Origin of the sequence: Hydrogenophaga sp. (genome assembly GCF_026125825.1) — a bacterium.
Taxonomy (GTDB): domain Bacteria; phylum Pseudomonadota; class Gammaproteobacteria; order Burkholderiales; family Burkholderiaceae_C; genus Hydrogenophaga.
In genome coordinates this window covers 1-17768 of record NZ_JAHCKK010000089.1, presented here as the reverse complement: position 1 = coordinate 17768, position 17768 = coordinate 1, and the positions used below count along the sequence as shown (strand labels likewise).

General features: G+C 68.3%; 15 protein-coding genes. 7 read left to right on the top strand and 8 right to left on the bottom strand.

Translation table 11 applies throughout. The annotated features are described in order from the left end of the window. Positions 1 to 199: 199 nt before the first annotated feature. Positions 200 to 1219, bottom strand: a complete 1020-nt coding sequence (locus KIT86_RS20420; protein WP_297401785.1) for an aromatic ring-hydroxylating dioxygenase subunit alpha — start codon at positions 1217 to 1219, stop codon at positions 200 to 202. A 285-nt stretch (positions 1220 to 1504) separates the two neighbouring features. Here KIT86_RS20420 and KIT86_RS20415 point away from each other — a divergent pair, with 285 nt between their 5' ends. The 4 genes from KIT86_RS20415 to KIT86_RS20400 all read left to right on the top strand — a co-directional run bounded on the left by KIT86_RS20415 (position 1505) and on the right by KIT86_RS20400 (position 5708). After that, positions 1505 to 2539: an ABC transporter substrate-binding protein gene (locus tag KIT86_RS20415; RefSeq protein ID WP_297401783.1), complete on the top strand. Its 1035-nt coding sequence runs from the start codon at positions 1505 to 1507 to the stop codon at positions 2537 to 2539. Then, positions 2536 to 3030, top strand: coding sequence for a nucleoside deaminase (locus KIT86_RS20410; RefSeq protein ID WP_297401781.1), 495 nt, complete (start codon positions 2536 to 2538; stop codon positions 3028 to 3030). Before KIT86_RS20415 ends, KIT86_RS20410 begins: the two co-directional genes overlap by 4 nt. Before the next feature lie 25 nt (positions 3031 to 3055). Next, complete coding sequence (locus tag KIT86_RS20405) at positions 3056 to 3889, top strand: urease accessory protein UreD (protein ID WP_297401779.1); 834 nt, start codon at positions 3056 to 3058, stop codon at positions 3887 to 3889. Between the two features lie 127 nt (positions 3890 to 4016). Then, positions 4017 to 5708 carry a tetratricopeptide repeat protein gene (locus KIT86_RS20400; protein WP_297401777.1) on the top strand — a complete coding sequence of 564 codons (1692 nt, stop codon included), beginning with the start codon at positions 4017 to 4019 and terminating at the stop codon, positions 5706 to 5708. Between the two features lie 7 nt (positions 5709 to 5715). Here the strand turns inward: KIT86_RS20400 and KIT86_RS20395 are convergent, their stop codons facing one another. Next, positions 5716 to 6624, bottom strand: a complete 909-nt coding sequence (locus tag KIT86_RS20395; RefSeq protein ID WP_297401775.1) for a LysR family transcriptional regulator — start codon at positions 6622 to 6624, stop codon at positions 5716 to 5718. A gap of 108 nt (positions 6625 to 6732) precedes the next feature. Here KIT86_RS20395 and KIT86_RS20390 point away from each other — a divergent pair, with 108 nt between their 5' ends. Genes KIT86_RS20390 through KIT86_RS20380 form a run of 3 tightly spaced genes read left to right on the top strand, consistent with a single transcriptional unit; the run spans position 6733 to position 11542 of the window. After that, complete coding sequence (locus KIT86_RS20390; RefSeq protein WP_297401772.1) at positions 6733 to 8898, top strand: indolepyruvate ferredoxin oxidoreductase subunit alpha; 2166 nt, start codon at positions 6733 to 6735, stop codon at positions 8896 to 8898. Between the two features lie 11 nt (positions 8899 to 8909). Continuing rightward, entirely contained in the window at positions 8910 to 10517 is a 1608-nt protein-coding gene (locus KIT86_RS20385) for an indolepyruvate oxidoreductase subunit beta family protein (RefSeq protein ID WP_297401770.1), read from the top strand. Positions 10518 to 10549: 32 nt separating this feature from the next. Next, complete coding sequence (locus tag KIT86_RS20380; protein WP_297401768.1) at positions 10550 to 11542, top strand: tripartite tricarboxylate transporter substrate binding protein; 993 nt, start codon at positions 10550 to 10552, stop codon at positions 11540 to 11542. 18 nt (positions 11543 to 11560) lie between these two features. Here KIT86_RS20380 and KIT86_RS20375 read toward each other — a convergent pair whose 3' ends face one another. The 6 genes from KIT86_RS20375 to urtA all read right to left on the bottom strand — a co-directional run bounded on the left by KIT86_RS20375 (position 11561) and on the right by urtA (position 17671). Beyond that, on the bottom strand, positions 11561 to 11761 hold the full coding sequence (locus KIT86_RS20375) for a hypothetical protein (protein ID WP_297401766.1): 201 nt from the start codon (positions 11759 to 11761) through the stop codon (positions 11561 to 11563). Positions 11762 to 11895: 134 nt separating this feature from the next. Next, positions 11896 to 12588, bottom strand: coding sequence for an urea ABC transporter ATP-binding subunit UrtE (gene urtE / locus KIT86_RS20370; RefSeq protein WP_297401787.1), 693 nt, complete (start codon positions 12586 to 12588; stop codon positions 11896 to 11898). An 81-nt stretch (positions 12589 to 12669) separates the two neighbouring features. Beyond that, the gene (gene urtD / locus KIT86_RS20365; protein WP_297401765.1) at positions 12670 to 13545 is read right to left on the bottom strand and encodes an urea ABC transporter ATP-binding protein UrtD; all 876 of its coding nucleotides are present in this window, start codon (positions 13543 to 13545) and stop codon (positions 12670 to 12672) included. Further along, positions 13542 to 14660, bottom strand: coding sequence for an urea ABC transporter permease subunit UrtC (gene urtC / locus KIT86_RS20360; protein ID WP_297401763.1), 1119 nt, complete (start codon positions 14658 to 14660; stop codon positions 13542 to 13544). The genes urtD and urtC overlap by 4 nt, the downstream gene beginning before the upstream one ends. Beyond that, positions 14657 to 16246 (bottom strand): urea ABC transporter permease subunit UrtB, encoded by a 1590-nt coding sequence (urtB, locus tag KIT86_RS20355; protein WP_297401761.1) that lies wholly within the window; start codon positions 16244 to 16246, stop codon positions 14657 to 14659. The genes urtC and urtB overlap by 4 nt, the downstream gene beginning before the upstream one ends. A 138-nt stretch (positions 16247 to 16384) precedes the next feature. Beyond that, positions 16385 to 17671 carry an urea ABC transporter substrate-binding protein gene (gene urtA, locus KIT86_RS20350; RefSeq protein ID WP_297401758.1) on the bottom strand — a complete coding sequence of 429 codons (1287 nt, stop codon included), beginning with the start codon at positions 17669 to 17671 and terminating at the stop codon, positions 16385 to 16387. Positions 17672 to 17768 lie beyond the last annotated feature (97 nt).

Below are 17768 nucleotides of genomic sequence, written 5' to 3'. Positions count from 1 at the left end.
GTAGGCGGGCTCGGGTCGACATCTCGGCGGATGGTGCTCCCCCCGGGCGCAGGCGCCCCATTCGCGGTTGCCACAGAGCTTGAGCGCCAGGGGTCGTGTTGACGAAGCGGTCTGTGCGGACCCGGGCAGACGCCCGCGAGCAGGCGCTGGAGAACGGGGGGACGCCAGCCGACAGCGAACAAGCCCAGGCCAGCAACCCTCAGCGATGCACCTCCACCTCCCCAGCAGAGGAAAGCAGCGCCATCAACCGACGGCGAATCAGAATCCCAGGCCGATCGGAGTCCATGGAATATTCGACACCCCGCCGCCGAAGGTCCACCACCGCATCCGGGTCCGTGGACTCGAGGATGTCCTTGTCCTCCCGCGTGATCTCGTCGTCGAAATCAATCAGCATCTGGGCCGGGCAATCCGCCTCCGTGTCGTTGCGGAACAGCCATTGGCACAACTGCATGCGCCCATCGTCGATCGGCGTGAACGCATTGATGATCACGTGGCGCACCCCGCTCGGGTACTCGATGTCCAGCCGGCGCGAAAACGGCTGGTAGTAGGCGTTGCGCATGTGCCGCTGCGTGATGGGGTCCTTCACCCCGCTGATGCGCTGGAATTTCGCCGGGTTCACCGCGTCGATCACCGTCTCCGCATAAAACCCGGCCTCGTTCTCCACCAGCTCGTACTTGCTTGGCGCCGGCGAAGCCGCCACGCCAAACGTCGCGCGGTGCACGAAACTGAAGTGCGAGTTGTCGAACGAATTCTCCAGCGCGCGCACCGGACTCGTGTGCCAGGTCTCGTAGAACTGGAAGATCGTGCGCCAACCCTCGGCCTCGAACTCCGGGATCAAGGGGATCTCCGCCACCGGGTCCTCCAGCGCCACCCAGGCATAACCGTAGCGCGCCGTGCAGTGATAGGCCGTGGTCGCGTAGTCCTTGGGAATCTCGCGCTCCGCCGGGTACTGCGGAATGTTGATCACGCGGCCATGCCGGTTGTAGACCCAGCCGTGGTAACCACACTGGATGTTCCCGTTCTTGCACCAGCCCTTGCTCAGCTTCGCGGTGCGGTGGCAGCAGCGGTCTTTCAGCGCGGCCGGCGCGCCGTGCTCGTCGAGAAAGAGAACGATGTTTTCGCCCAGCAGGGTGAAAGGCTTGGGGCCGTCGGCCAGCATCGACAGCGGCATGACGGCGTGCCAGTAACGGCGAAAGACAGGCTGTTGGGTGACCAGCATGGTGAAGGCGCTCCTGAAAGAAATGGCTTGAGGGGTGGGGTTCTCAAGAGCAATTTCCCGCCCCGCCTTGCACGGGGTTGAACGCTTCTACTCTGGCCCTGCATGCTAGCAAAAGGCAGGCCACATCGGGCTGGCATGCCTCCTGCATACCCGCACCTTGCAGAGTAGAAGCGTTCAGCGGTCGATGCACCCACACCAGCCGCCCGGAAATTGCTCTTGTACGTCCCCCGTGGCCGCACCCATGGCCTGCGGGAGTTGAACAAGCCCATCCTCCGGAGCCTTGCCATGCAACGCCGTCACTTCCTCACCACGTCTTCCGCCGCCGCCGTCTCGGCCCTCGCCACGCCCACCGTCTGGGGCCAGGCCGCCCCCCGGCTCACCCCCATCAAATTCACGCTGGACTTTCGCATCACCGGCCAGACTTCGCCCTTCTTCCTCGCGCAGAGCAAGGGCTACTACAAGGACGAAGGCCTGGACGTGGGCATCGACGTGGGCGCCGGCTCGGTCGCCTCCATCACCCGCATCGCCAGCGGCGTCTACCAGATGGGCCTGGGCGACATCAGCTCGCTGATCGAATTCCAGGCCGCGCAAAGCGGCACGCCTTTGGTGCAGGCCGTGTACCAGTACTACAACCGCGCACCGTTTGCGATCATCGGCCGCAAGGACCGGGGCATCACCACCGACTTCCGCAGCCTCGAAGGCAAGAAGATCGCCGCCGCCGCCGTCGAGTCCACCCGCCGCGCCTGGCCCATGGTGGCGCGCAAGCTGCGCGTCAAGAGCGACCTCTTCCAGTGGTCCACCACCGACTTCGCCTCGCGCGACAACGTCGTGGTGCGCGGCGACGTCGACGGCGCCACCTACTTCCACGACTCCGCCGTCTCGCTGTTCGCGCGCATGAAGCTCGACGAGCTCTCCATCCTCGAGTACACCAGCGCAGGCGTGAACCTGTATGGCAACGCCATCCTCGCGAGCAACGCCATGATCACGCAGAACCCCGCCGCCGTGGCGGGCTTCCTGCGCGCCACCAACCGGGCCATCCAGGAGAGCATGAGCGACCCGGCCGCCGCGATCGCTGCGACCAAGCTGCGCGAACCCATCCTCAACGAAGCCGTCGAGCTCGAGCGCTGGCGCATCACGCAGCGCTACATCGCCGCCGCCGACACCCGCGGCCACGGCCTGGGCGATGTGCTCAAGCGCACGCTGGAGCAGCAGGTGGATGAAGTGGTCGACGTGTTCGGCCTCAAGACCCGGCCGGGCGCCGAAGGCGTGTTCAACCGCGCCATGCTGCCGGCGGCCAGCGAACGCGCGCTCAAGGCATGACCACCGAAACCACGCTGAACGAGCGCGACGGCGCCTACCTGCGGCAGGCCATCGCCTGGTCGCGCGTGGCGCGCGAGCGGGGCAACCGCCCCTTCGGCGCGGTGGTCGTCGCCGACGACGGCCGCGTGCTGGCCGAGGCCTGGTGCAACACCGGCGAAACCGGCGACTGCACCGGCCACGCCGAGACCAACGCGGTGCGCCAGCTCAGCCCGGTGACGGACCGCGAAACGCTCTCGCGCGCCACGCTGTACAGCTCGGCCGAACCCTGCGTCATGTGCGCAGGTGCGATCTTCTGGAGCAACATCGGGCGCGTGGTGTTCGGCATCGACGCGGTGAGCCTGCGCGTGTTCCGCGGCGAGCGCGCCGAGCAGCGCGATGCCGAGCTGTCGTGCCGCGACGTGTTCGCGGCCTCGCCCCACCCCATCGAATGCATCGGCCCCGCGCTGATCGACGAGGCCAGCGAACCGCACCAGGGCTTCTGGAAGACCTGAGCAGACCGCCCCGTAAACTCACCGCATGCCCTGGCACGCCCAACTCGACCTGACCTACCGCCGCGACGACGCCCAGCGCACCGTGCTGCAGCACGCCCACACCGGGCCGCTGCGCATCCTCAAGAGCCTGTACCCCGAGGGCGAGGGCATCTGCCACAACGTGGTGGTGCACCCCCCCGGCGGGCTGGTGGGCGGCGACGTGCTGGACCTGCGCGTGCGCGCGGGCGCCCAGGCGCACGGCCTGCTCAGCACGCCCGGCGCCACGCGCTTCTACCGCTCGGACGGGCCGTCGGCCACGCAACAGGTCGCGCTCACGCTGGAGGCCGGCGCGCGGCTCGAATGGCTGCCGCTCGAGGCCATCGCCTACCCGGGCTGCCTGGCGCACAACACCCTGCGCGCCACGCTCGCCGAAGGCGCCGAGCTGATCGGCTGGGACGTGTGCGCGCTCGGCCTGCCCACCGCCGGCCAAGCTTTCGACCGCGGCCATCTCACGCAGCACCTGGAGATCCCGGGCCTGTGGCTGGAGCGCTCGCACATCGACGCGGCCGACACCCGACTGCTCGACTCGCCCCTGGGCCTGGCGGGCCAGCGCTGCCTGGGCACGCTGTGGCTGGCCTGCGGCACCCCACTGACGCGCGAGCGGCGCGAGCACCTGCTGGAGAGCGTGCGCGCGCACCTGGAAGGTGACTTGCAGGGCGCGCAGGCCGGCGCCACCTGTCCCAATCCGCAGATGCTGGTGCTGCGGGCCGTCGCGCCGCTGGTGGAGCCCCTGATGGCGCTTTTCCAGCGCGTCTGGGGCGCGCTGCGCACCGAAGCCTGGGGCCTGCAGGCCGTGCCACCGCGCATCTGGCGGGTCTGAGCGCGCTCCCCGGGGCCTGCGACCGTTCGTCCGCTGCCCGAAAAGCACCGGAATCCACAGCCTCTTCTCCCCTCCATGGTGCGTGGCGCTGGGCAGAATCCTGACATTGCCCCCTTTGCGTCCGTTCATGCCTTCCGCTCCCAACCAGCTCCACGACGCCCACGCGCTCGTGATCGAGGGCAACCTTCAATCGCGCTCCATCCTCGTCGCCCAGTTGCGCGACCTGGGCGTGGGCACGGTGGTGCAATGCTCGCGGCTGACCGACGCGCGCCGCAAGCTGGAGATGGCGAGCTTCGACGTGGTCATCTGCGAGCAGCGCTTCGAGCGCGAATCCGGCTCCGGCCAGGACCTGCTCGACGACCTGCGGCGCAACCAGCTGCTGCCCTTCCACACCGTGTTCGTGATGCTCACGGCCGAAGCGTCCTACGCCAGCGTGGCCGAGGCCGCCGAGTCGGCGCTGGACGCCTACCTGCTCAAACCCCACACCGCTTCGCGCCTGGCCCACCGCATCGTGCAGGCGCGCGTGCGCAAACAGTCGCTGCAGGAAATTTTCAGCGCCATCGATGCGCAGGACTTCGAGCGCGCCGCCAACCTGTGCCAGATGCGCTTCGAATCGCGCCAGTCCTACTGGCTTTATGCCGCGCGCATCGGTGCCGAGCTGATGCTGCGCAGCGGCCGAGTGGACGAGGCGCAGACCCTCTACCAGGCCGTGATCGAGGCCAAGACGCTGCCCTGGGCGCGCCTGGGCGTGGCGCGCGCCCAGCTTGAAAACGGCCAGCCGGCCAAGGCCGTGACCACGCTGGAGAGCCTGATCCGCGACGACGACGCCTACGCGGACGCCTACGACGTGATGGGCCGAGCGCAGTTCGAGCTGGGCAACTTCCAGAGCGCGCTCACCACCTATGAAATGGCCACGCGCCTCACGCCCTCGTCCATCAGCCGGCTGCTCAAGCACGGCATGCTGGCCTACTACACCGGCGAGCGCAGCCAGGGCGTGGAACTGCTCGACCGCGCCACCCGCCTGGGCCTGGACTCCAAGATGTACGACGCGCAGGCCCTGCTGCTGCTGGCCTTCGCCCGACTGGACAACAACGACGCGCGCGGCCTTCAGCGCACGGTGGACCAGCTCACGCGGCTGCGCGACCGCAGCCACGCCCCGGCGCGCCCGCACCGGCTGCTGGCCATGGCCGAAAGCCTGCTCGCGCTGCAGCAGCAGAACACCACGCGCGCCGTCGACGACGTGCGTCGCCTGGCCGAGAGCGTGCTCACGCCCGAGTTCGACTTCGAATCGGCCTGCAACCTGCTTGCCCTCATGGGCCGGCTCGCGATGCGCTCGCTGCCCCTGCAGGACGCCGAGGGCGCGCTCGACAAGCTGGCCCTTCGCTTCGGGACCAGCCGCGCCATGACCGAGCTGCTGGCCTGCGCCGCCGGCAGCGATGCCGGCCACGCCGAGCGCATCCGCGCCGCGCACGGCCAGGTGCTGCGCATCTCGCAGGACGCCATGGCCCTGAGCCTCAAGGGCGACCCGCAAGGCACGGTGGAGCAGTTGCTCGAGGCCGGCGAACGCACCGGCAATGCCAAGCTGATCGAGTCGGCGCACCAGGTGCTGCAGCGCTACAGCGAACGCATGAGCAACTACCCGGCCTTGCAGGAGCGGGTGGAGGCGCTGCGCGCGCTCTACCGCACCACCGCCCCCATCACCCGCCTGGGCGAGCACACCAGCGGCGGGCAGACCCCGCCCGGCGGCGTCTCGCTCCCGGCCGGCTACAAGCCCCCCACGCCCGATAGCCTGAGCGGCGCCGCCGTCGGGGCGGCCTGAGCGCCGTTCAGCGCTCGGCGAACAGGCGCAGCACCTGCTCGCGCAACCAGCGGTTGTCGGGGTCGCTCTCGAAGCGGTGGCTCCAGTGCAGCGAGACGGTGAAGTCGCAATCCGCGAACGGCGGCTGCACCACCACGCAGCCGCCCGAGGCGACAAAACCGCGCGCGATATTGCCCGGCATCACCACGCAGAGGTCAGTCGCGCTCACGATCGAGGGCAGCACCATGAAGTGCTCGGTCGTCAGGCGCAGCCGGTCCTGCAGGCCGGTCTGAGCGAGGATGCGCAGGGTGTCGCTGTGGGTGCGCACCGCCACGAAATCGAGCTGCTGCAGGGCGCGCAACAGGGCGGCGCCGCGCAGCCGCTGCAGCCCTTCGTGCATCGGGTGGCCGGCTCGCATGAGCACCACGTAGCGGTCGCGCAGGAGCTCCGTGCGCTGGGTGTCCTTGACCTGCGGCAGAAAGCCGAACGCAAAATCGATCACCCCGCTGTCCAGGGCTTCAGCCAGCCCGCTGTGCGCCACCGGCCGGCTCGCCACGCGCACGCCCGGCGCGAGTCGGTGCAGCACCGCCATGAGCTCCGGCAGGAAGCGGCTTTCGCCGATGTCGCTCATGTGCAGGCGGAACAAGCGCCGCGAGCTCGCGGGGTCGAAGCCGCTGGACTCGTTGAGCGCCCGCGCCAGCGTCGCCAGGGCCTGCTGCACCGCCTCGGCCAGCGCCACCGCCTTGGGCGTGGGCTTGACCCCGCCCGGTGCGCGCACGAACAAGGGGTCCTTGAGCAGCAGGCGCAACCGGGTGAGGCCGTGGCTCACGGCCGGCTGCGTGAGCCCCAGCCGCTCGGCCGCGCGGCTCACGCTGCCAGCCGCGTACACCTCGTTGAAAAGGCGCAGCAGGTTGAGATCGACGTCCTTGATATGCATGGAACTAATGTGGAATAGTGACTTCATTTTATTGAACGATGGGCCACAGATGCCCATACTCCCTGGATTCGCCGATACCCCACGAACACGGCACGCAGGAGACAAAGCTTGGAAGTTTCATTCAGCAAAGAGATCGAGTCTTTGCGGCTCGGTGACGGGCACACCTTCCACGGCGAAGGCATCCTCGCCATCACCAAGGCACTGCTGCAATCGGGCGTGGCCTACGTGGGTGGCTACCAGGGCGCACCGGTCTCCCACCTGCTCGACGTGATGGTGCAGGCCAAGCCCTACATGGACGAACTCGGCGTGCACGTGGAAGCCTGCTCCAACGAAGCCTCGGCCGCCGCCATGCTGGGCGCGTCCATCCACTACCCGCTGCGCGGCGCGGTCACCTGGAAATCCATCGTGGGCACCAACGTGGCGGCCGACGCGCTGTCCAACCTGGCCTCGCCCGGCGTGACCGGCGGCGTGCTGGTGGTGGTGGGCGAGGACTACGGCGAAGGCGCCAGCGTGATCCAGGAGCGCACGCACGCCTACGCGCTCAAGTCGAGCATGGTCCTGCTGGACCCGCGCCCCGACCTGGAGCGCATGGTGCACATGGTCGAGCAGGGCTTTCGCCTGTCCGAGGCCTCGAACATGCCGGCGCTGATGGAGCTGCGCATCCGCGCCTGCCACGTGCGCGGCAGCTTCACCACGAAAGACAACGTCAAGCCCGCGCTCTCGCGCCACCACCTGATCGAGGAGCCGGCCAGCTTCGACTACAACCGCCTGGCCCACCCGCCCGTGACCTTCCGCCACGAGAAGCTCAAGGGCGATGAACGCATCCCGGCCGCGCGGCGCTACATCGTCGAGAACGGCCTGAACGAGCACTTCGACGGCGTGCACCAGGACCTGGGCCTGATCGTGCAGGGCGGCCTGTACAACACCCTGATCCGCGCGCTGCAGCAGTTCGGCCTGGCCGATGCCTTCGGGCGCAGCGCCATCCCCATGCTGGTGCTCAACGTCACCTGCCCGCTGGTGCCGCAGCAGCTCACCGACTTCTGCGTGGGCAAGCGCGCCGTGCTCATGCTGGAGGAAGGCCAGCCCGAGTACATCGAGCAGGAACTCGCCACCTTGCTGCGGCGCGCCGACATCCAGACCCCGCTGCACGGCAAGGACATGCTGCCCAACGCGGGCGAGTACACCGCCGAGGTGATGGCCAACGGCCTGGCGCACTTCATCGGCCGCTACCTGCAGGACCCGGCCACTCAGGCCGTGACCGACGCCGCGCGCGCCTGGCTGCAGGGCAACCAGACCCGCCGCAGCGAGGCCGCCAGACAGCTGCAGGCGCCGCTGCCCGCGCGCCCACCCGGCATGTGCGTGGGTTGCCCCGAACGGCCGGTGTTCTCGGCCCTCAAGCTGGCCCAGCAGGACGTGGGCCCGGTGCACATCGCAGGCGACATCGGCTGCCATGCGCTGGCCACCTTCGAACCCTTCTCGTTCGGCCACTCCATCCTGGGCTATGGCATGAGCCTGGCCAGCCGCGCAGGCGTGTCCCCGGTCATGAAGCGCCGCGTGCTCTCGGTGATGGGCGACGGCGGCTTCTGGCACAACGGCCTGCTCACCGGCGTGCAGTCGGCCCTGTTCAACGGCGACGACGCGGTGCTGCTGATCTTCAAGAACGGCTACACCTCGGCCACCGGCACGCAGGACATCATCTCCACCCCCGGCGACGAGGCCAAGGAGGCCGCGGCGGACAAGCTGCAGAGCCTGGCCCACACCAACCAGACCATCGAGACCACGCTCAAGGGCCTGGGCGTGCAATGGATGCGCACCGTGCACACCTACGAGGTGGACACCGTGCGCGCCACGCTCACCGAGGCCTTCACCACCGAGTTCCAGGGCCTGAAGGTGATCGTGGCCGAAGGCGAGTGCCAGCTGGAGCGCCAGCGCCGCATCAAGCCCTGGATCGCCAGCCTGCTCAAGAAGGGCCGGCGCGTGGTGCGCGTGAAGTACGGCGTGGACGAGGACGTGTGCAACGGCGACCACGCCTGCATCCGTCTCTCGGGCTGCCCCACGCTCACGCTCAAGGACAACCCCGATCCGCTCAAGGTCGACCCGGTGGCCACGGTCATCGACGGTTGCGTGGGCTGCGGCCTGTGCGGCGCCAACGCGCACGCGGCCACGCTGTGCCCGTCGTTCTACCGCGCCGAGGTGATCCAGAACCCGCGCTGGCACGAACGCCTGATCCATTCCCTGCGCGGCAGCGTTGTGCGCCTGTTGCAACCGGCCTGATCTTTTCCCCCATGACCACCACCCAACCCATCTCCCTGCTGCTCTGCGCCCTCGGCGGCGAGGGCGGCGGCATCCTCACCGACTGGCTGGTGGACACCGCTCGCCACGCGGGCTATGCGGCCCAGGCCACCTCCATCCCCGGCGTGGCGCAGCGCACCGGCGCCACCACCTACTACCTGGAGGTCTTCCCGGTGCCCACGGCCGACCTGGGCGGGCGCCGGCCGGTGTTCGGCCTCAACCCCCTGCCCGGCCGGCTCGACGCGCTGGTGTCGTCCGAGCTGCTGGAGACCGGCCGCCAGATCACCAACGGCCTGGCCTCCAGCACGCACACGCTGGTGATCAGCTCGTCCGCGCGCGCCCTGACCACCGGCGAGAAGATGGTGATGGGAGACGGCCGGCGCGACAGCGACGAACTGCTGGCGCTGATCCACACGCACAGCCGCGCGCACCACGTGCTCGACATGGCCGCGCTCACGAAGCAGGCCGGCACCGTGGTCAGCGCGGTGATGCTCGGCGCGATCGCGGGCAGCGGCCTGCTGCCCTTCGCGCGGCGCGACTACGAAGCGGTCATCGCCGAGAGCGGCGGCGGTGCCAAGGCCAGCCTGCGCGGCTTTGCGCTCGCCTTTGACGCCGTGAACGCGCAGCGCAGCCAGGCCGCCTACGTGGAGCAGGTGATGGCGGCCGAGCCCGCGCCGGTGCAGGCGACCCTGCCGCAGGCGCTGCGCCGCGAGTTCCCGCTGGAGGCGCACGCGATCATGGCCCTGGGCCATGCGCGCGTCTGCGAGTACCAGAACGCGGCCTACGGCGAGCGCTATGCCCAGCGGCTGCGCCGCGTGCTGGCCGCCGAAACGCGGGGCGACCCGAAGAACCTGCACGGCCACCGCATCACGGTGGAAATGGCGCGCTGGGTCGCGCTGTGGATGGCGTTCGACGACATCGTGCTGGTGGCCGACCTCAAGAGCCGGGCGAGCCGCCAGGCGCGCGTGCGCGGCGAAGCCAAGGCCGGGCAGGACGATCTGCTGCGCGTGTACGACCACTTCAAACCCGGCGCGCCCGAATTCGCGGCGATGCTGCCCGAGGCCCTGGCGCAGCGCGTGCTGGCCTGGGACCGCCGGCGCGTGGCTGCCGGCCAGGCGCCCTGGGCACTGCCGCTGAAGATCGGCACGCACTCGGTGCTGGGCATGCTCGCATTGCGTGGCCTGGCGGCGTGCAAGCGCCTGCGCCCGCTGGGGAGCCGCTTCCACACCGAGCAGGCGCTGATCGACCGCTGGGTCGACGCCGTGGTGCAGCTCGCCGCCGTGCACGCGCCGCTCGCCCACGAAGTCGCCCTGTGCGGCCGCCTCATCAAGGGCTACGGCAGCACCAATGAGCGCGGCAAGGACAACCTCTTGCACATCATCGACCACCTCGCCCTGCCCGCCCTGGCCGACCCGGCCAGCGCCTCCCAGCGCGCCCAGGCGGTGGCCGCCGCGCGCAGCGCCGCGCTGAGCGACGAGGCCGGCAAGGCGCTGGACCAGGCGCTGAGGCAACACGGCGCGCCCGCGCGCCCGGTGAAGGCACAGCCGATCCGCTGGCAGCACAATCCACGGCTCAAGGCCAAATCGGCCTCGACGCCCTGACGCCCCCGCTTTTCACAACAAAGGAGACCCGCATGAAGCACCACCCCACCCCCCTGTCCTCGCAGCCCTGGCGCCGCGCCGCTGCCACCGCCCTGCTTGCCCTGGGCACGGTGACGGGCGCGCTCGCGCAGGCCTTCCCGGACAAGCCGCTCAAGGTCATCGTGGGCTTCCCGCCCGGTGGCGCGGCCGACCAGATCGCGCGCCTGGTCTCCACGCCCCTGGCCACCGCGCTGGGCCAGCCGGTGATCGTGGAGAACCGGGCCGGCGCCAACGGCAACATCGCTGGCGAGGCGGTGGCGAAATCGCCCGCCGATGGCTACACCCTGCTGCTGAGCTCCGGGGGCATGGTCTCGGTCAACCCGCACCTCTCGCGCATGAGCTTCGACCCGGTGAAGGACCTCACCCCCGTGGCTTCGGCCGCGCGCGTGCTGGTCTACCTGATGGCACGGCCCACGCTGGAAGTGAAGAACGTGCAGGAACTGGTGGCCATGGCCAAGGCCAACCCCGGCCGCATGAGCTACGGCTCGGCCGGCAACGGCAGCTCGCCACACCTCGCGGGGGAAATGCTCAAGGCCCAGACCGGCATGTTCACCGTGCACGTGCCCTACCGGGGCGCTGCGCCCGCGCTCAACGACCTGATGGGCGGGCAGATCGATTACTACTTCGACCCGGGCATCGGCCTGGCCCATGCCAAGGCCGGCCGCACCAAGCTGCTCGCCGTGGGCAGCCTCAAGCGCTCGCCGCTGTTCCCCGATGTGCCCACGCTGGACGAATCCGGGCTCAAGGGCTTCGATGCCGACACCGTGTTCGGCTTCTACGCTCCGGCGGGCACGCCACCGGCGGTCATCGCCAAGATCAACACCGAAGTCAACAAGATCCTGGCCACCGCCAGCGTGAAGGAGCGCATCACCGCGCTCGGCGGCGAGGCGCTGCCTCTCACGCCCGCCGAATTCGGCAAGCGCGGAATGGACGACTCGCAGCGCTTTGGCGCGATCATCCGCGAGCGCAAGATCACCGCCGACTGACGGCGCCGCTGGCCTTCCTCAAGCCAGGTAGACGGCGATGAAGGCCAGCATGAAGATCTGCAGCACGCCCATGGCGGGCAGCATCAGGGGCATGTAGTGCACCACGGAGTCGAGGATGTCCTCGGCCTCTTCGTCGGTGTAGACCCTCAATTCCGGGTCCGAGTAGTCCTTCGGGTGCTCGGCCAGGGCCTGGTCGGGCGGCGGTTGCGTGTGGGGCATGGCGTTCCTCTCGCAGTGAGTGATGCGCCTGGGCGGGCAAACGGTGTTCCCGCGCCCTCCGCCTCACTGTCCGGGGGGCGTGCGGGAATGATCCCCCTTTTCGGCAATTCCTTCCACCCGCCCTTCCCTTCGGCTCAGATCGCCACCAGTTGCCGGATGCCCTTGGCCTGCATCTCGCTGCCCGGGCCGCTGGCGATCACCTCGCCGCGCTCCATCACGAGGTAGTGGTCGGCCAGGGCCTCGGCGAAGTCGTAGTACTGCTCGACCAGCACGATGGCCATGTTGCCCCGGTCCGCCAGCATGCGGATCACCTTGCCGATGTCCTTGATGATGTTGGGCTGGATGCCCTCGGTGGGCTCGTCCAGGATCAGCAGCTTCGGGCCGGCGGCCAGCGCGCGCGCGATGGCCAGTTGCTGCTGCTGCCCGCCCGAGAGGTCGCCGCCGCGCCGACCCAGCATCTGCTTGAGCACCGGAAACAGCTCGAACAACTCAGCCGGAATGGGCGTCCTGCCCTTCTTCGTCGCCAGGCCCATGAGCAGGTTCTCCTGCACCGTGAGGCGGCCGAAGATTTCTCTTCCTTGTGGCACGAAGCCCACGCCCAGGCGGGCGCGCTCGTAGGGCGTGGCGTTATGGATGGGGGTGCCATCGAGTTCGATGCTGCCGCTCTTGATGGGGACCAAGCCCATGAGCGACTTGAGCAGCGTGGTCTTGCCCACGCCGTTGCGGCCCAGCACCACGGTGACCTTGCCGAGTTCGGCTTGCAGGTTGACGTTGCGCAGGATGTGGCTGCCGCCGTAGTACTGGTTGACGTCCTTGACTTTCAGCAGGCTCATTTGTCTGTTCCTCCGAAGGATTCGCACACCGGAAGGGGAATCCGCGCCCGGGAAAAAGAAGTTCGCATCAGAAAACTAGCGCCCAAGATAAACCTCGATCACCCGCTCATCCGCCTGCACCTGATCCAGCGTCCCTTCCGCCAACACAGACCCATCGCACAACACGGTGACCTTCTCCGAGATGGTGCGGATGAAGCTCATGTCGTGCTCCACCACCATCAGCGAATGCTTGCCTTTCAGCGAGAGAAACAGCTGCGCCGTGCGCTCCGTCTCCTCATCCGTCATCCCCGCCACCGGCTCGTCGAGCAGCAGCAGCTTGGGGTCCTGCATCAGCAACATCCCGATCTCCAGCCACTGCTTCTGCCCGTGGCTCAGGTTGCCGGCCAACCGCGCTGCGCTGTCGGCCAGGTGGATCGTCTGCAGCACCTCCCCCAGCCGGTCCTTCTCCTCGCCCGTCAAAGAGAACACCATGGAATGGCGCACCCCTTTGTCGGTCGCCAGCGCCAGCTCCAGGTTCTCGAACACGCTCAGGTGCTCGAACACCGTGGGCTTCTGGAACTTGCGCCCGATGCCCATGGCGGCGATGTCGGCCTCGCGGTAGCGCAGCAGGTCGATGGTGCTGCCGAAGAAGACCTGGCCCGAGTCGGGCCGGGTCTTGCCGGTGATGATGTCCATCATCGTGGTCTTGCCCGCGCCATTGGGGCCGATGATGCAGCGCAGCTCGCCGGGCGCGATGTCCAGGCTCAGGCCGTTGATGGCTTTGAAGCCGTCGAAGCTCACGTTCACATCCTCCAGGTACAGGATGCGGCCGTGCGTGGTGTCCACCTCGCCGCGCACCACCGGGCGCGAGAAGCCGGCCTGCCGTCCGCCGGATTCGGTGGCCCCGCCCCGGGCAAGCGCGGCCACGCGTTCGGCGCGCCGCGCGCCTTCTTCCATCAGATCGGGCGTCATGCCGGGTCTCCCTTCTTGTTCGGGCGAAGTTTCCTGGCCAGGCCCACCACGCCCTGCGGCATGTAGAGCGTGACGACGATGAACAGCGCGCCCAGCACGTACAGCCAGTATTCGGGAAAGGTCACGGTGAGCCAGCTCTTGGCGCCGTTGACGATGAAGGCGCCCAGGATGGGACCGATCAGCGTGGCGCGCCCGCCCACCGCGGCCCAGATCGCGATCTCGATGCTGTTGGCCGTGCTCATCTCGCCCGGGTTGATGATGCCGACCTGCGGCACGTACAGCGCACCGGCCACGCCGCACATCACGGCCGAGATGGTCCAGATGGTGAGCTTGTAGGGCAATGGGTTGTAGCCGCAGAACATCACGCGGCTCTCGGCGTCGCGCACCGCCTGCAGCACGCGGCCGAACTTGCTCTTGACCAGCCAGCGCGCGAACAGGTAGAAGCCCAGCAGCGTGAGGCCGGTGAGCACGAACAGCGCCATGCGCATGCCCTGCGTGGCCAGCGGCAGGCCGAGGATGCGCTTGAAGTCGGTGAAGCCGTTGTTGCCGCCGAAGCCGGTCTCGTTGCGGAAGAACAGCAGCAGCGCGGCGAAGGTGAGCGCCTGCGTGATGATGGAGAAGTAGACCCCCTTGATGCGCGAGCGGAACGCGAAGTAGCCGAACACGAAGGCCACCACGCCGGGCACCAGCACGATCAGCAGCAGCGTGGCGATGAAGCTGTCGGACAGCGCCCAGTGCCAGGGCAGCTCCTTCCAGTCCAGGAACACCATGAAGTCGGGCAGCTCGCTCTTGTAGTTGCCGTCGGTGCCGATCTGGCGCATGAGGTACATGCCCATCACATAACCGCCGAGCGCGAAGAACAGCCCGTGGCCCAGGCTCAGGATGCCGGTGTAGCCCCAGATCAGGTCCATGGCCAGCGCGCAGATGGCGTAGCACATGATCTTGCCCAGCAGGCCGACCATGTAGTCGCTCAGGTGAAAGGCGCTGCCCTCGGGCACGAACAGGTTGAGCAGCGGCGCCACGGCACAGACCACCAGCAGCGCGACCACGAAGGCGCTCCAGCCGGCGCGCGTGAGCAGCGGGCCATGCGAGGGCAGGACGACGGGGGCACTCATGCCTCTCTCCCTTTCATGGCGAAGATGCCCTGAGGTCTCTTTTGAATGAAGACGATGATGAAGACCAGCACCGCGATCTTGGCGAGCACGGCACCGGCCCAGCCTTCGATGAACTTGTTGAGCATGCCCAGGCCGAGCGCGGCGTACACCGTGCCCGCAAGCTGGCCCACGCCGCCGAGCACCACCACCATGAACGAGTCCACGATGTAGTTCTGCCCGAGGTCGGGGCCCACGTTGCCGATCTGGCTCAGGGCGCAACCGGCCAGGCCGGCAATGCCCGAGCCCAGCGCGAAGGCGTAGGTGTCGATGCGCGCGGTGTTCACGCCCATGCAGGAGGCGATGGGCCGGTTCTGCGTCACGCCGCGCACGAACAGGCCCAGGCGCGTCTTGCCGATCAGCAACGTGACGCCCAGCAGCACCGCGAGCGCGAAGCCGATGATGATGATGCGGTTCCAGGGCAGGTCGAGGTTGCCCAGCAGGGTGATGCCGCCGCTCATCCACGAGGGGTTTTCCACGCCCACGTTTTGCGCACCGAAGAGGCTGCGCACCGCCTGCATCAGCACCAGGCTGATGCCCCAGGTGGCCAGCAGCGTCTCCAGCGGTCGGCCGTAGAGGAAGCGGATCACCGTGCGCTCCATGGCCGCGCCCACCAGGCCCGAGGCCAGGAAGGCCACCGGCATGGCCACCAGCAGGTACCAGTCGAAGTACTCGGGCAGCGAGGCACGGAAGAAGCTCTGCACCAGCCAGGTGGCGTAGGCGCCGATCATGATCAGCTCGCCGTGCGCCATGTTGATCACCCCCATGAGGCCGTAGGTGATGGCCAGCCCCAGCGCGGCCAGCAGCAGGATGCTGCCCAGGCTGATCCCGGTGAAGGCCTGGCCGAGCGCGCTGCCGATGGCCAGGGTGGTGTCCAGGCTGGAAAGCGATGCCTTGAGCGCCGCCTTCACCTGGGCGTCGTCTTCTTTCTCCATCTGCGCCATCAGCAGCGGGCGCACGACGGGTTGCCGGGCCTCGCCGAGCTTCTGCGCGGCCGAGAGGCGCTGTGCCGCATCCTCGCTGGCCAGCAGCACGGCCGCGCGCGCCAGCTCCAGGCTCTGGCGGGCGCGCGGGTCCAGGTCGCCGGCCAGGGCCTTGTCGATCAGCGCGAGCTGGCTGGTATCGGGTTCCTCGAAAGCGGTGCGTTGCAGGGAGCTTGCCGCTTCGCGCTGGCGCTCGGGGGGTGCCCCCACCAGCTCCATGCCGGCCAGCGCGTTCTCCATCGCACTGCGCAGGCGGTTGTTGATCATGACGTCGCTGGCGTCTTCAGGCAGTGCCGCGAGCCTCTCGCCGCTCACGGCGTCGATCGCGCCCTCGCCCTCGACCAACAGCACACGCTCGCCCTGCACGCGCACCGCCTCATCGGCCATGGCCTTGATCAGCGCGGTGGCGCGCTCATCGGGTTCGGCGGCGAGGCGGTTCAGCGTGTCGATGCGGGTGTCGGTGTCGCCATCCACCAGCGCGAGCGCGTCGGCCGGCGTGAGCGCGTGGGCGGCACTCCATGACAGCCACACCGCAAGCCCGAGCCAGCGGAGCCATTGAAACTTCATATCGATCCCCAAAAGCAAAACCGGTGGCGCACGCAGCACGCCATCACCAGGGGCATCTGGGTCCGGCTGTGCCAGCCCCAGATGCCCTCCCCCCTCGAAGCGCCGAGGGGGGAAGCCGCGTCAGCGGCGCAGGGGGTGTTACTTCGCCGAAGGCGTGTTTTTCTTGCCCTTGTTCTCGGGGATGTAGTCGCTCCACGGATCGGCCACCACCGGGCCCGGCGTCTTCCACACCACGTTGAACTGGCCATCGGCCTTCACTTCGCCGATGAAGACCGGCTTGTGCAGGTGGTGGTTTTCCTTGTCCATGGTGCTGGTGAAGCCGCCCGGCGCCTTGAAGGTCTGGCCGGCCATGGCGGCGATGACCTTGTCGGTGTCGGTGGACTTGGCCTTGGTCACGGCCTGGGCCCACATGTTGATGCCGATGTAGGTGGCTTCCATGGGATCGTTGGTGAGGGGTTTGTCCTTGTGGCCGGGGATGTTCTTCGCCTTGGCGTAGGCGCTCCACTTCTTCACGAACTCGGTGTTGGCCGGGCTCTTGATGCTCATGAAGTAGTTCCAGGCGGCCAGGTGGCCGACCAGCGGCTTGGTGTCCACGCCGCGCAGCTCTTCCTCACCCACCGAGAAGGCCACCACCGGCACGTCCTTGGCCGAGAGGCCGGCATTGCCCAGTTCCTTGTAGAACGGCACGTTGGAATCGCCGTTGATGGTGGAGACCACGGCCGTCTTCTTGCCGGCGGAGGCGAACTTCTTGATGTTGGCGATGATGGTCTGGTAGTCCGAGTGGCCGAAGGGGGTGTACTCCTCCATGATGTCGGCATCGGCCACGCCCTTGCTCTTGAGGAAGGCGCGCAGGATCTTGTTGGTGGTGCGCGGGTACACGTAGTCGGTGCCCAGCAGCACCCAGCGCTTGGCCGAGCCGCCGTCCTTGCTCATCAGGTATTCCACCGCGGGAATGGCCTGCTGGTTGGGCGCGGCACCGGTGTAGAACACGTTCTTGCTCAGCTCTTCGCCTTCGTACTGCACCGGGTAGAACAGCAGGCCGTTGGCCTCTTCCACCACCGGCAGCACCGACTTGCGCGAGACCGAGGTCCAGCAGCCGAAGATGACCGCGACCTTGTCCTGCGTGAGCAGCTGCTTGGTTTTTTCAGCGAACAGCGGCCAGTTGGAGGCCGGATCGACCACCACGGGTTCGAGCTTCTTGCCGAGCACGCCGCCCTTGGCGTTGATCTCGTCGATGGCCATCAGCACCGTGTCCTTGAGCACGGTTTCCGAAATGGCCATGGTGCCCGAGAGGCTGTGCAGCACGCCGACCTTGATGGTCTCCTGGGCGTGGGCGCTCAGGCCGGTGAAGCCGAGCGTGGCGACCGTGGCGGCGGCGGCCAGGGTCTTGAGGGTGAATCGGCGGGCGTTCTGAGGGTTCGACATGGTGGCGCTTCTCCAGTGTTCCAGGGGTCCCTTGCGGGGGTGTTGGGCGCCGCCGGCCCGCCTTCTTCAGGCGGTGCTCGACGGACAACTGGACTCT

Excerpts from the sequence above, each read along its gene's own strand:
- KIT86_RS20420 (WP_297401785.1), bottom strand. The coding sequence starts at position 1,219 with ATGCTGGTCACCCAACAGCCTGTCTTTCGCCGTTACTGGCACGCCGTC.
- KIT86_RS20415 (WP_297401783.1), top strand. The coding sequence starts at position 1,505 with ATGCAACGCCGTCACTTCCTCACCACGTCTTCCGCCGCCGCCGTCTCG.
- KIT86_RS20410 (WP_297401781.1), top strand. The coding sequence starts at position 2,536 with ATGACCACCGAAACCACGCTGAACGAGCGCGACGGCGCCTACCTGCGG.
- KIT86_RS20405 (WP_297401779.1), top strand. The coding sequence starts at position 3,056 with ATGCCCTGGCACGCCCAACTCGACCTGACCTACCGCCGCGACGACGCC.
- KIT86_RS20400 (WP_297401777.1), top strand. The coding sequence starts at position 4,017 with ATGCCTTCCGCTCCCAACCAGCTCCACGACGCCCACGCGCTCGTGATC.
- KIT86_RS20395 (WP_297401775.1), bottom strand. The coding sequence starts at position 6,624 with ATGCATATCAAGGACGTCGATCTCAACCTGCTGCGCCTTTTCAACGAG.
- KIT86_RS20385 (WP_297401770.1), top strand. The coding sequence starts at position 8,910 with ATGACCACCACCCAACCCATCTCCCTGCTGCTCTGCGCCCTCGGCGGC.
- KIT86_RS20380 (WP_297401768.1), top strand. The coding sequence starts at position 10,550 with ATGAAGCACCACCCCACCCCCCTGTCCTCGCAGCCCTGGCGCCGCGCC.
- KIT86_RS20375 (WP_297401766.1), bottom strand. The coding sequence starts at position 11,761 with ATGCCCCACACGCAACCGCCGCCCGACCAGGCCCTGGCCGAGCACCCG.
- urtD (WP_297401765.1), bottom strand. The coding sequence starts at position 13,545 with ATGACGCCCGATCTGATGGAAGAAGGCGCGCGGCGCGCCGAACGCGTG.
- urtC (WP_297401763.1), bottom strand. The coding sequence starts at position 14,660 with ATGAGTGCCCCCGTCGTCCTGCCCTCGCATGGCCCGCTGCTCACGCGC.
- urtB (WP_297401761.1), bottom strand. The coding sequence starts at position 16,246 with ATGAAGTTTCAATGGCTCCGCTGGCTCGGGCTTGCGGTGTGGCTGTCA.
- urtA (WP_297401758.1), bottom strand. The coding sequence starts at position 17,671 with ATGTCGAACCCTCAGAACGCCCGCCGATTCACCCTCAAGACCCTGGCC.